Here is a 12,537-nt window from a genome sequence, read left to right as displayed (position 1 = left end):
AGGCGGCGCGGCTAGTGTCCGGGCATGCGGCGGGCCCCGTGCGGGTCGCTGGCCTATTGTGGTGCCATGGCAATCGACACCACATCCGGTCCAGTTTCCACGCGCGTTTCCACGGGCCTGGCAGCCGCCCCTTTCGAACCAGTGCGGGAGCTCTTTGACTCCATGCTCGACGCCGACCCCGGCTACAGCGCGCAGCTCGCCGTCTACCTGGACGGCACCAAGGTCATCGACCTGAACGGTGGCCCCGACGTGGCGGCCGATTCGGTGACGGGCGTGTTCTCCTGTTCGAAGGGTGTCTCGGCGCTCGCGTTCGGGTTGCTCGTGCAGGACGGGCTCATCGACCTGGACGCGGCCGTGGCCCGGTACTGGCCGGAATTCGGCCGGCACGGCAAGGACGTGCTCACGGTCCGCCGCCTGCTCTCGCACCAGGGCGGGCTGGTCGGCTTCCCGGGCGGCATCGACACGGAGGACTACAACGACCTGGCCGCGGTCGCGCGGCGGCTGGCCGATGCCACACCGATGTGGCGGCTCGACGCCGGCACGTTCGGCTACCACGCGCTGACCATGGGCGTGTTCGTGGAGGAACTGTGCCGGCGCGTCACCGGGGTCACGCTGCAGGAGATCTACAACTCGCGGATCCGCGACCCGTACGCCGTTGACATGTTCCTGGGCCTGCCCGAACCCGAGGAGCCGCGCTTCCGCCCCGTCCGCTACGCCGACATGCCGGACGCGCCATTCGTCGACCCGGCGTCGCTCGGCGGGATCGCGGCAAACGTGGCCGGTGGGAACCTCCTCGACCTGCCCAACCGGCGCAGCATCCGGGCCGGCGGCAGCTGCAGCGGCGCCGGTGTGGGCTCGGCGAACGGGTTGGCCCGCGTGTACGCGGCCGCGTCCACCGGCGTGGACGGGCTCGACCCGTTCTGGCGGCCGGACACCCTCGCGGCCATGGCACAGGAGCAGGTGTGGGGGTTGAACCGCGTCTCCGGCGAGACAGGCGCGTTTGCGGTGGTGTTCATGAAGTCGCACCCCCTCATGGACTTCGGCAGCGCGGCCGCGTTCGGGCACGACGGCGCCAACGGGGCCCTCGGCTATGCGGACCCGGCGTACGGGATCGGTTTCGGCTATGTGCCGGCCTGGGTGGAGGACGGCGGCACCGGCGGCCGCGGCATGCAGCTCAGTGCCGCCGTCCGGAAGGCGATCCTTGCCAACCGCTGAACCGGTCCGGCCGGGCGGGCCCGTGATCCGCGGCCCGCGGTTGGTGTTCCGGGAGTTCACGCTGGAGGACGCGCCCGCGGTCCACGCGTATGCGTCCGACCCGGAGGTGACGCGCTTCGCCAGCTGGGGCCCGAACACGGTCGCCGACACGCAAGCGTTCCTGGCCGACGCCGTCGCCGGCCAGACCCGTATGCCGCGCACCGGCTTCACGCTCGCCGCGGACTGACCGCCCGGGGATTGAGCCCGCCGAAATCCCGGGTCCCGGCAAGGCGGGTCTCGACAGGCTCGACCACCGGTGGTCGAGCTTGTCGAGACCTGCGCCCGTTAACGCTTTCTGCCACCGGTCTACCGGGGGCAGAAAGCGGAAGCGGTGGCAGTTTCGCCCGCGGAGCAGTCGCCGGGAACGCGCCTACTTCACGATCCCCTTGTCCTTGAGCCACTTGGCGGCGGCGTCCTTCGGGCTGGTCTTGGCGCTGCCGCCCATCTCCTGGTTGAGGGCGATCAGATCCGCGGTGGTCAGCAGCTTGGACACATTGTCCAGCGCTGTCTTGGCGGCGTCGCTGACGCGTGCGGTCTTCACCAGCGGCAGGACCTGCTGGGCCAGCCAGTTGTCCTTCGGGTCGGTGAGCACCACCAGGTGGTTGTCCGCGATGGCCGGCGTGGTGGTGAAGATGTCGGCCACCTGGATCTCGTTGTTCACCAGGGCCTTGACGGTCAACGGCCCGCTCGTGTCGCCGATGGGCGTGAACTTCGCCGGCACGCAGCCGTACTTGGCCTTGAGCCCCGGCAGGCCGTAGGTCCGGGTGCGGAATTCGGGCGGCGCGCCAAGCGTCAGCTTGTCGCATACCTTGGCCAGGTCCGCGATCGACTTCAGCGAGTACTTGTCGGCCGTGGCCTGGGTGACCACCATGGCGTCCTTGTCCTCGGCCTGGGCCGCGTCGAGCACGCCGAGCCCGGCCGGCATCTTGCCCGGCAGGTCGGCCAGCACCGAGGCGGCGTCCGTGGCCGTCGTGGCCGGGTCCAGGTAGCCGAGCAGGTTGCCGCTGTAGTCCGGCACCACGTCGATCGAACCGTCCTCGACGGCCTTGACGTACACCTCCCGGGCGCCGATGTTCAGTTTCGTCGAGGCCGTCACCCCGGCCGCGGTCAGGGCGCCGGCGTAAATCTCGGCGATGGCCGCGCTCTCCGGGAAGTTCGCCGAGCCCACCACGACGGAACCGGACCCGCCCGTCGTCGTCTGGGTGGCCAGCGGGCTGCCGCCGCACCCTGCCAGCGCCAGGGCGGCGGCGACCCCCACGGCCGCAAGTGCCAGCGGCCGGGCCGCGAGATGGCGTGATACGAGCTTCATGGTGTTCCTCCTCGTGCGCCGGCCGTGAGGTCTTCACGGGCCGCGTTCCCTGCCGGCGGGTGCCGGAGTTGCTGCAAACCGGGCGAGATGGCTCGCCGCTGGGCCAGCGCCAGGACGCCGTCCACCACGAGCGCCACCGCGGCGATGACCACGGCGCCGCCGAGCACCTGCCCGTAATCCTGCACCGACAGGCCGTCGATGATGAACCGCCCCAGCCCTCCCAGCCCAAGGTACGCGACGACGGCCACGGTCGCCACCACCTGCAGCACCGCCGACCGGAACCCGCCCAGCATGACGGCCAGGGCGTTGGGCACCTCCACCCGGAACAGCACCTGCCATTCGGTCATCCCCACCCCGCGGGCCGCGTCGACGGTTTCCGGGTCCACCGCGGCGATGCCCGCATACGTTCCGGTCATCAGCGGCGGCACGGCCAGCAGCACCAGCGCCCAGATCGGCGGCATGAGCGAGAGCGTGCTGGTGGCAAGCAGCGCGAACAGCGTCATCACGCCCAGCGTAGGCAAGGCACGCAGCAGCCCCGCCAGGGAAACGACGACGACGCGTCCCCGGCCGGTGTGCCCCACGAACAGTCCCACCGGGACGGCGATGGCGACGGCGATCAGCAGCGTCAGCCCCGAATACGCCAGGTGCTCCACCACGCGGTTGGGGATGCCATAGTCGCCCTGCCAGTTGGCCGGGTCGCGGAGCCACTCGACGCCCTGCGTCAACGGGTTCGCCGAATCGTAGCGGGTCATTCCGATCATGCGCGCACCACCTCGGCGGCCGGCGCGCGGGGCGTGCGCAGCCACGGCGTCAGCAGCCGCTGCAAGAGCACCAGCACGCCGTCCATGAGCACGGCCAGGATGAGCGTGCCGACGATCCCCACGATGATCTCGGTGGGGAAGTTGCGTTGCAGCCCGTCGGTGAAGAAGAAGCCCAGGCTGGGGATGCCCAGCAGCGCACCCACGGTCACCAGGGAGATGTTGCTGACCGAGATGACGCGCAGCCCGGCGAACAGCACCGGCAGCGACAACGGCAGGTCCACAGCGAGGAAGCGGTGCAGCGGCCGGAACCCCATGGCCACGGCGGCCTGCCGGATGCCGTCATCCACCGAGTTGAGCGCATCCAGGGTGGAGCGCACCAGCAGCGCCACGGCGTAGATGGTCAGGGCCACGATCACATTCGTGAAGTCCAGGATTCGGGTGCCCAGGACCACCGGCAGGATCACGAACAGGGCCAGCGAAGGCACCGTGTACAGTACCGAGCCGACTGACAGGAACGTCGCGGCCAGCGTCTTGTTGTGGCGCGCGATTTGGGCCAGCGGGACGGAGATGACCACGGCCAGCACCAGCGGGATGACGGCCTGGACCAGGTGGCTGCCGGCCAGCGAGAGCACCTGGGGGAGGTTCCCGAACAACCAGGTCATGGGCCGCCCTCGCGCGCCCGCCGTGCGGCGTCGATGGCGGCCAGCACCTCGGTGCCCTTCACCACGCCGGCGACCCGACCGTCGTCGTCCACGGCCACGCCCAGGCCCGACGGCGACGACAGCGCCGCGTCCAGCGCGCGCCGCAGCGAGTCGCCGAGACGGAACAGCGACCCGCCGGGCACCACGGCGGCACCGTCCCGGCGCCACCCGGCCGGCCCGCCGTCGTCGTCCAACACCAACTCCCAGCCGGCGCCGTGCGGCACCGGGTGCAGCGGCACGTCCGTGCCCGGGCTGAACGAGAGGTGGCGGAAGCCGCGGTCCCGGCCCACGAAACCGGCCACGAAGTCGTCCGCGGGGGCGCGCAGGATCTCCTCGGGGGCGGCGTACTGGGCCACCCGGCCGCCCGTGGCGAACACGGCCACCTTGTCGCCGAGCAGCGTGGCCTCGTCGATGTCGTGCGTGACGAACACGATGGTCTTGGCCAGGTCGCGCTGGAGCCGCAACAGCTCCTGCTGCAGCTCGGCGCGGACCACGGGGTCGACGGCGCTGAACGGCTCGTCCATGAGCAGCACGGGCGGGTCCGCGGCCAGGGCCCGGGCCACGCCCACGCGCTGCTGCTGCCCGCCGGAGAGCTGGTTGGGGTACCGCCGGCCCAGCTCGGACGACAAGCCGACCGTGTCCAGCAGCTCGGCCGCGCGACGACGTGCCTGCGCGCGCGGGACCCGGTTGAGCCGCAGCACCGTGGTGACGTTGTCTGTCACGGTGCGGTGGGGCAGCAGCCCGGCTGACTGCATGACGTAGCCCATGGAACGGCGCAGCGCCGGGGCGGGGCCGGTGGACACGTCCCGGCCGTCCACCGTGATGGTGCCGGCGGACGGCTCGACCATCCGGTTGATCATGCGCAGCGACGTCGTCTTGCCGCAGCCGGACGGGCCGACGAACACGGTGATGGCCCCGCCGTCGATGGTCAGGGTGAGATTGTCGACGGCGGGCCGGCCGGGCTGGTAGGTCTTCGTCACGTTGCGGAATTCGATTACCGACCCGGCGGCGGGCGTCGTGGCGAGGGGGGTGGAGGCGGTGGCAGCGTGGGGGACAACCATGCGGGTTCCTCCCTGGTGGCTGGCTTTCAGCTCATTGGTTCGATCATAGGCACCGGCTTTTTTGGCTGTAAAGCGTGCGCATGTCGGCGCCCCCAACTGTGACAGATGGAGTCCCGGGGCCTACGTTGGGCTCATGGAACAGAATACTGGCGCGGCCGCCGAAGTCAGCACAGAGGGCGCCTATGTGACCGGCGGGGAGTACACCCGCGACACGACGTACATTGAAACCCGCATCACCCGGGATGCGGTGGACGGCTACCCCGTCGAGGCGGGCCGGTACCGGCTGGTCGTGGCCCGCGCGTGCCCTTGGGCGCACCGGTCGACGATCGTGCGCCGGCTGCTGGGGCTGGAGGATGCCATCTCGATCGGCGTGTGCGGGCCCACCCACGATGCGCGGTCCTGGACGTTCGACCTGGACCCGGGCGGCGTGGATCCGGTGCTCGGCATCGAGCGGCTGCAGCAAGCGTACTTCCGGCGCACGCCGGACTACCCGCGCGGCATCACGGTCCCGGCCATCGTGGACGTCCCGACCGGGGCCGTGGTGACGAACAACTTCCCGCAGATAACACTCGACTTCTCCTCCGAATGGGTTGACTTCCACCGGGACGGTGCCCCGGCGCTGTACCCGGAGGACCTGCAGGCCGAGATCGACACCGTCGCCCAACGCGTGTACACGGAGGTCAACAACGGCGTGTACCGCTGCGGCTTCGCCGGCAGCCAGGAGGGCTACGACGCCGCCTACGACCGGCTGTTCACGGCCCTGGACTGGCTGGAGGAGCGGCTGGCCGGGCAGCGGTTCCTTGTCGGGGACACCATCACCGAGGCGGACGTGCGGCTGTTCACCACGCTGGTGCGCTTCGACGCCGTCTACCACGGCCACTTCAAGTGCAACCGGCAGAAGCTGACCGAGATGCCCGTGCTGTGGGCGTACGCGCGGGACCTGTTCCAGACGCCCGGCTTCGGCGACACCGTCAACTTCGACCAGATCAAGGCGCACTACTACATGGTGCACACCGACATCAACCCGACGAAGGTGGTGCCCAAGGGCCCCGATCCGTCCGGGTGGTTGACGCCGCATGGCCGCGAAAAGCTGGGTGGACGGCCGTTCGGCGCCGGCTGGGCCCCGACCCGGCCGGTCGACGCCTGACAGTCCGGCAACTGAGGCGCGGAAAGTGCACGGAATCTGGGAATTCCGTGCACTTTCCGCGCCTCAGTTGGGATGGGGACCGGGTCAGTCGATGATCTTCAGGCCGGTGTTCCAGTTGAACGTCTCGAACGCCGGGTTCGCCTGCAGGGTCATGACCAGGAACTGGAAGCCCTCGAGCTCGCGCGATCGCTTGAGCGCGCCGACGGCGAGGGGACGCATGCCACCGTCGGACACCAGCGAGGCGACCGCGGCGGTGGCGTCGGCGTCGTCACCGGCGATGAACACGTCCAGCGGTTGGCCGCCGGTCTCACCTGCGACCAGGGTGCCGGCGAACGTGGTGTTGAACGCCTTGACGACGGACGCCGGGGTCAGCGCGGCGATCTCCTCGGCGGCGGAGGAGCCGGGTGCCACGACCAGGGAGTCGAACGTCTCGAAGTTCACCGGGTTCGTGATGTCGACGACCGTCTTGCCGGCCAGGGCCTGCCCATAACCCGTGACAACCGACTTGGCGGCGTCGAACGGGAGGGCCAGCACGACGATGTCCCCGGCCGGGGCCTGCCCCGTGGTGCCGGAGGTGGCGCCGAGGTCGGCGGCCAGGGCCCGCGCGTTGGCCGCATCCCGGCCGAGGATCTCGACCGTGCGGCCGGCCGCGAGCGCCCGGGTGGCGATGCCGCGGGCCATGTTTCCGTTGCCAATGATGGTGATGGTGCTCATGTGCGTTCCTGCTTTCGAAGGGTTCGGCTGGAAGTCATTACTTGAAGCTACAACTAAATTACGCCACTTTGGTTGAAGTGTCAAGTAATTTCTGGCGCGACGTCATGGAAGGATTGTGCGCATGAGAGATTCGGTTCCGGGGCCCCGCTGGCTGAGCGCGGACGAGCGCGCCGCCTGGTTGGCCCTGCTGTCCACCACGACGCTGCTGCCCGGGGCCCTGGACGCGCCGCTGCAGAAGGCCGCGAAGCTCTCGCTGTTCGACTACAACGTGCTGGCCATGCTCTCCGAGGCCGGCAACCGCACGCTGCCCATGAGCGAGCTGGCCGCCCGGACCAGCGCGTCGCTCTCAAGGCTCTCGCACGTGGCCAAGAAACTGGAGGCGCGCGGGCTGGTGTCCCGGGACACCCACGCCTCCGACGCGCGCGTCACCGCCGCCAGCGTGACGGACGCCGGCATGGCGCTGATCGAGGAGCTGGCCCCGCTGCACGTCGCCTCCGTGCGCTCGCTCGTGTTCGACCAACTCGACGCCCGGGATGTCGCCGACCTGGCGCGGATCGGCCGCAAGCTCATGCGCGGCATGGACGCCGGGCACTGGATCCTGCGCGATCCGGCACCCTGACCGCATCCTGACCGGGCCTGCCAAATCAATGCTGGTGGATGGCGCGTGGTCGTGGTTACGATGACCGCGTGCACATCCGCACAATTCCTGCCCAACACTCGGGAGGCACCATGCCCACGATCCTCAACCCGTACCTTAGCTTCCGCGGCAATGCCCGCCAGGCCATGGAGTTCTACAAGTCCGTGTTCGGCGGGGACCTGACCGTCAGCACGTTCGCCGACTTCCATGCCAGCCAGGATCCGGCCGAAGCCGATCTGGTCATGCATGGCATGCTCACCTCGCCCAACGGCCTGGTCCTCATGGGCGCCGACACGCCCAAATCAATGGAGTTCACCCCCGGCGTCAACGCGTTCTCCGTTTCCCTCAGTGGCGATGACGAGGGCGAGCTGCGCGGATTCTGGGACAAGATCTCGGCCGGCGGCCAGGTCACCATGCCGTTGGACAAGGCTGCGTGGGGCGACACGTTCGGCATGTGCGTGGACCAATTCGGCATCTCCTGGCTGGTCAACATCGCCGGAGCCCCGGCCACCTAAANGCAGGTCCAGCAGGCGGGCCAGTTCGGCACGGTCGGCGTCGCCCAACCGGGCGAAATAGGCGCTGGCCGTGTCGCGCCGGCCGTCACGGCCGCGTGGAGTTCCCGCCCAGCGATCCCGCGCGTACCAGCCTCGCAAGCGCCCGCCACTGATGGGGCGTTGCGCCCCACGGTGCCAGCTGCTCCGCCCAGGCCCGGCGCAGCCCGCGAAACGCCGCATGGAACTTCTCGCCCAGTTCGGCCGCGTCGGATACCGTGCCGTCGGCGGGGGAGAAGAACCGGTGGGCGTGATTCCCGAATCGATTCTGCCCGCATGCTTGACAGTGACGTTACGTCACGCCGCACCATGGGTTCATGCGCATCAGCCAGTTGACCGAGCTAACCGGAACGACGCCCCGGACGGTCCGTTACTACCACCAAATCGGCCTGCTCCCCGTCCCGCCGTCGCCGCACGGATTCCGCGACTACGGTTTCGAGCACGTGGCCCGAATGCTGCACATCCGATGGGTCGCCGACGGCGGCGTCCCATTGGACCGGCTGCCTGACTTCATCGATGGAGGGCGCGGGACCCCGGTCAACGCGGCCGCGGACCTACGTGCGGCCCTGCACGCAGTCACGGCACGGATCGGCGACCTGACCGCCCAGCGCGAGCACGTAGAGCGACTGCTGCGGATCGTCGAGTCCGGCGCCGCGCTCACCCCCCTGCCGCCACCTCTCGTCCGGCTCTATGACATGATTGAGAGCCGCGCCGGAGATGATGCTGTCCGCCGGGGAATCCGCGGCGAACGAGACCTGCTGGAGATCGCAGCCTACCGGGGGATGCTCCCTGAAGCTGTGGTCTCATTTGCCACAAGCCTCGACGAGGCGACCATCGCCGAGGCTCTGGTGATCTTCGGCGAGCTTCAGCACTTGGGCGAGAGGACGACCGGACTCCCGGCGGGCGATGTCGAAGAGGCGGTCGACTCCCTGGCCGAGCGCACCGTTGACCTGATCGTCTGCTCCGCTGGCCCCGATCTGGTGGACGTCATCGCCCAGTTCGACGTGGACAGGCCCCCGGTCGTCGACGAACTCGTCTCGCTCATCTTCCCAGAGCCCGTGTACAGGCGCTTCCTGGCAGCAATCGTTGACCGTGCCAACAGGGCGCATACGGCCCTTCCCTCCGGTGGCAGGAGCCGAGCCGCTGTCAATCCGACAGCCCAGCAGGGGGTGAAACCATGACCGGTCTCCAGGGGGGCGCTTCCACGCACCCGGTCGAGTGCCGTGGGCTCGTCAAGGCGTTCGGTTCGTTCCGCGCCGTTGACGGGCTCGACCTCGCCGTGGAGCGGGGTGCGGTCCACGGCTTTCTCGGCCCCAACGGCGCGGGCAAGACCACGACCATCCGGGTCATCCTCGGGCTCTACGCACGCTCTGCGGGCGATGTTCGCGTCCTCGGCCTGGACCCGGGCGCCCACCCGGCCGAGGTCACCCGCAGGGTGTCCTATCTACCGGGGGACGTCGTGCTCTGGGGCAGCCTCACGGGCCAGGAAGTCCTGGACGTCCTGGCCCGGCTTCGCGGCGCATACGACGAAGCGGCCGAACGTGACCTTGTCGAGCGGTTCGCACTGGACCCCAGCAAGCGTGTGCGGGCCTACTCCAAGGGAAACCGGCAGAAGGTCATGCTCGTGGCCGCCTTGGCCGCCCGGACAGAACTGCTGGTCTTGGACGAGCCGACCGCCGGACTCGACCCGCTCATGGTCCGGGTCTTCGCTGATTGCGTCCGCGAGGCCGCGGCACAGGGCCGCACCACGCTCTTGTCGAGCCACGATCTCGCCGAAGTGGAGCAGTTGTGCGGGGATGTGACGATCATCAAGGACGGCCGGCTGATCGAGTCCGGCCCGCTCTCCCGGATGCGGCATCTCGCAGCATCGGCGGTCACCGCCCGCCTCGGCGGCCAGACGGGCCCGACGCTCGCCGAGCTCAGCGGCATCGGCCTGGACATGGCGGAGGGGACCGACGGGAGGATCGAGCTCAGCGTTCCACGCACGAGAGTCCCGGAGGTTCTCGGCATTCTCGCCCGAGCCCATGCCCAGGACATCACGTGCGTGCCCGCCAGCCTGGAGGACCTCTTCCTGCGCCACTACGAGGCGGGTTCGCGATGACCACCCTCGTCGTGTTCCTCCTGCGTCAGCAGCGGGCCCGGATCCTCGCCTGGGTCATCCCACTCGCCGGCCTCGTCGCGCTCACGGCACCTTCCTACGAGGCCACCTACCCGGCACTGTCCCAGCGGCAGGTCCTGATCGAGACCATGCGCGCCAACGTGGCCACAAATGTCTTCTATGGACCCATCCCCTCCCCGGGCACCCTCGGTCAGCTCCTGACTTGGGAGACCGGGGCCTACGTCATGATCCTCGGCTGCCTCATGGCGCTCCTCCTCGCAATCCGGGTTTCTCGCGGCGCCGAAGACGCCGGAACACTCGAGCTGGTGCGCTCCTGCGGGGTCGCCCCGGGCCGCTACGACACGGCCGTCGTTATCGTCCTCGCCCTTACCTCTGGGCTGCTTGGCATCCTGGTGGGACTCGTCCTCGCGCTGCAGGTCGGACACGTCGCCGAGTTGACGGCTGCCGGAGCCGTCTCCTTTGGCGCTGTCGTTGGCGTCGCCGCGTTCGCCATGGGCCTCATCGCGTTGATCTGTGGGCACCTCATGCCCGAGGCCATCACTTCCCGGTGGCTGGCGATGGCCATGCTCGGAACCAGCTTCGTTGTCCGGGCCCTGGCGGACACGGGCGGCCACCCCTGGCTGAACTGGATCACACCTCTCGGGTGGAAGACCGTCGTCGCCCCCTACGCCGGCGACCACCTGCTGGCGGCCGCGGCATTCCTTGGAGTTTGCGCCGTCCTCGTCGCCGTCGAACGGTTCCTCGGCGCCCATCGTGAGTTCGGTGCCGGCTACGTGCGGACACGCGGACGCAGCACCCGACGCGTCCGAGTCCGAACTCCCTTCGGGTTCGCAACCAGGCTCTCCCGAGCCCAGCTCGTCGCGTGGTCCGTGGGCGTGGGGCTGCTCGGAGCCCTCTTCGGAGGCCTGGGCTCCGGGCTCGTCACCGTCATGAACAACGACCGGGCCACGACCGAGATGATGCAGAGCATGACTGGACAGGCCTCTCCTGTTGTCAGTTACTTCACCTTCGTCGGCCTCATCGTCGGGATCGCCGTCGCCTGCTACGTCGTCATCGCAGTCGGCCACGCCGCCCGGGACGAACGGGCCGGACTTGTGGCCCTCGTCCTCACCACTGGGCAGCGGCGCTCGGCAGTGCTCGCAGCCACCGCAGCCGTCACCGCACTCGGTTCTCTCATCCTGCTCGCGACCGCCGGCCTGGCCACCGCGGGGGTGGCCGCGTTCTTGCTGCATGAAGATCACGCAGACCTCCGCGCGTTTGGCTACATCCTCGGCCAGTGGCCCGCCTGCCTTGCCCTCGGCGGGATCGCCATTCTTGTCGTCGCGGTTGCCCCCCGCTGGCATGCCGTTGCCTGGGTGCCCTTGGTTGGGAGCGCGACCGTTGCGATGCTGGGCAAGCTCCTCCGAGTCCCTGGATGGGCGGAGCGTGTCGCTGTCTTCGGCCATGCCCCCGACCTTGCCGCGGCCGTGCCTACTTGGTCGGCCTCGGCATGGTTTACGGCCGTCGGCGTTGCCGCGGTCGCCTTGGCCGTCGCCGCGGTGGGACGCCGCGACATCACCTCGGGATGATCGCACAGCCATTAGAACCCGAGCGGTTGTCTGCTGCCGACGAATCCTGCAGGCAAACGAGGCATGCCGGCCGCGGCTGCGAGGGGGCGGGGAATCCATTCCCCCAGCCGAGGTCCGGGGCCGCCAGCCACCTCCGGGCATTTGTTTTGCGACCACATACCCGGGCCTCCCTAGCNGCAGGTCCAGCAGGCGGGCCAGTTCGGCACGGTCGGCGTCGCCCAACCGGGCGAAATAGGCGCTGGCCGTGTCGCGCCGGCCGGCCGTCACGGCCGCGTGGAGTTCCTGCCCGGCCTCCGTGACGACCACCAGCGTGGCGCGCCGGTCGGTCGGGTCCGGGTCCCGGCGCACCGCACCCTTCTCCTCGAGCTGGTCCACGACCTCCGTGGCCGAGCGAGGGGCGATCCGCAACCGCTCGGCCAGGTCCTTCAGGCGCAGGCCGTCCGGCGATCCGGCGCGCACCAGCGTCGCCAGCGCCCGCCACTGATGGGGCGTTGCGCCCCAGGGCGCCAGCTGCTCCGCCCAGGCCCGGCGCAGCCCGCGAAACGCCGCATGGAACTTCTCGCCCAGTTCGGCCGTGTCGGAGACGGCGCCGTCGGCGGGGGCGGGATCGCGGGGGGAAGCCATGCTCCCAGTCTAGGAGGGCGCTGAACAAGGGGCAATTCGGAGGGGCGGGGTTCGCTGTCGTACCCCGTCCGGGCCGTGGGCGGCCCGCTGG

The 12,537-nt window shown here is 69.7% G+C and carries 13 protein-coding genes and 1 pseudogene; 8 read left to right on the top strand and 6 right to left on the bottom strand.

The genetic code is table 11. The features are described from left to right. Positions 1-66 precede the first annotated feature (66 nt). On the top strand, positions 67-1,215 hold the full coding sequence (locus EJC77_RS17605; protein WP_125615710.1) for a serine hydrolase domain-containing protein: 1,149 nt from the start codon (positions 67-69) through the stop codon (positions 1,213-1,215). Beyond that, the gene (locus tag EJC77_RS17600; protein ID WP_240630345.1) at positions 1,202-1,441 is read left to right on the top strand and encodes a GNAT family N-acetyltransferase; all 240 of its coding nucleotides are present in this window, start codon (positions 1,202-1,204) and stop codon (positions 1,439-1,441) included. The genes EJC77_RS17605 and EJC77_RS17600 overlap by 14 nt, the downstream gene beginning before the upstream one ends. 183 nt (positions 1,442-1,624) lie before the next feature. On the opposite strand, the gene EJC77_RS17595 is transcribed toward EJC77_RS17600, so the two are convergent. Genes EJC77_RS17595 through EJC77_RS17580 form a run of 4 tightly spaced genes read right to left on the bottom strand, consistent with a single transcriptional unit; the run spans position 1,625 to position 5,086 of the window. Then, entirely contained in the window at positions 1,625-2,563 is a 939-nt protein-coding gene (locus EJC77_RS17595; RefSeq protein ID WP_125615705.1) for an ABC transporter substrate-binding protein, read from the bottom strand. Beyond that, a complete protein-coding gene (locus EJC77_RS17590; RefSeq protein WP_276309091.1) occupies positions 2,560-3,324 on the bottom strand; it encodes an ABC transporter permease in 765 nt (254 codons plus the stop codon). Before EJC77_RS17590 ends, EJC77_RS17595 begins: the two co-directional genes overlap by 4 nt. Next, positions 3,321-3,986 carry an ABC transporter permease gene (locus tag EJC77_RS17585; RefSeq protein ID WP_125615702.1) on the bottom strand — a complete coding sequence of 222 codons (666 nt, stop codon included), beginning with the start codon at positions 3,984-3,986 and terminating at the stop codon, positions 3,321-3,323. The genes EJC77_RS17590 and EJC77_RS17585 overlap by 4 nt, the downstream gene beginning before the upstream one ends. Next, entirely contained in the window at positions 3,983-5,086 is a 1,104-nt protein-coding gene (locus tag EJC77_RS17580; RefSeq protein ID WP_125615699.1) for an ABC transporter ATP-binding protein, read from the bottom strand. The genes EJC77_RS17585 and EJC77_RS17580 overlap by 4 nt, the downstream gene beginning before the upstream one ends. 133 nt (positions 5,087-5,219) lie before the next feature. On the opposite strand from EJC77_RS17580, the gene EJC77_RS17575 reads away from it, so the two are divergent. Further along, a complete protein-coding gene (locus tag EJC77_RS17575) occupies positions 5,220-6,233 on the top strand; it encodes a glutathione S-transferase family protein (RefSeq protein ID WP_125615696.1) in 1,014 nt (337 codons plus the stop codon). Between the two features lie 84 nt (positions 6,234-6,317). Here the strand turns inward: EJC77_RS17575 and EJC77_RS17570 are convergent, their stop codons facing one another. Further along, positions 6,318-6,947, bottom strand: coding sequence for an NADPH-dependent F420 reductase (locus EJC77_RS17570; RefSeq protein ID WP_125615693.1), 630 nt, complete (start codon positions 6,945-6,947; stop codon positions 6,318-6,320). 121 nt (positions 6,948-7,068) lie between these two features. Between EJC77_RS17570 and EJC77_RS17565 the strand changes: the two genes are divergently transcribed. The 5 genes from EJC77_RS17565 to EJC77_RS21225 all read left to right on the top strand — a co-directional run bounded on the left by EJC77_RS17565 (position 7,069) and on the right by EJC77_RS21225 (position 11,822). Further along, complete coding sequence (locus EJC77_RS17565) at positions 7,069-7,566, top strand: MarR family winged helix-turn-helix transcriptional regulator (protein ID WP_125615690.1); 498 nt, start codon at positions 7,069-7,071, stop codon at positions 7,564-7,566. A 110-nt stretch (positions 7,567-7,676) separates the two neighbouring features. After that, a complete protein-coding gene (locus EJC77_RS17560; RefSeq protein ID WP_125615687.1) occupies positions 7,677-8,099 on the top strand; it encodes a VOC family protein in 423 nt (140 codons plus the stop codon). Between the two features lie 353 nt (positions 8,100-8,452). Next, positions 8,453-9,316: a MerR family transcriptional regulator gene (locus EJC77_RS17550; RefSeq protein WP_125615684.1), complete on the top strand. Its 864-nt coding sequence runs from the start codon at positions 8,453-8,455 to the stop codon at positions 9,314-9,316. Then, positions 9,313-10,236, top strand: coding sequence for an ABC transporter ATP-binding protein (locus EJC77_RS17545; RefSeq protein ID WP_125615681.1), 924 nt, complete (start codon positions 9,313-9,315; stop codon positions 10,234-10,236). The genes EJC77_RS17550 and EJC77_RS17545 overlap by 4 nt, the downstream gene beginning before the upstream one ends. Then, the gene (locus EJC77_RS21225; RefSeq protein ID WP_164520474.1) at positions 10,233-11,822 is read left to right on the top strand and encodes a hypothetical protein; all 1,590 of its coding nucleotides are present in this window, start codon (positions 10,233-10,235) and stop codon (positions 11,820-11,822) included. Before EJC77_RS17545 ends, EJC77_RS21225 begins: the two co-directional genes overlap by 4 nt. Positions 11,823-12,167: 345 nt before the next feature. Here the strand turns inward: EJC77_RS21225 and EJC77_RS21220 are convergent. Next, a pseudogene (locus tag EJC77_RS21220) lies at positions 12,168-12,446 on the bottom strand (MarR family winged helix-turn-helix transcriptional regulator); the annotation flags it as partial. Positions 12,447-12,537 lie beyond the last annotated feature (91 nt).

It is taken from the genome of Specibacter cremeus (assembly GCF_003946885.1).
Lineage (GTDB): Bacteria > Actinomycetota > Actinomycetes > Actinomycetales > Micrococcaceae > Specibacter > Specibacter cremeus.
This window is presented reverse-complemented; position numbering and strand designations above follow the sequence as displayed.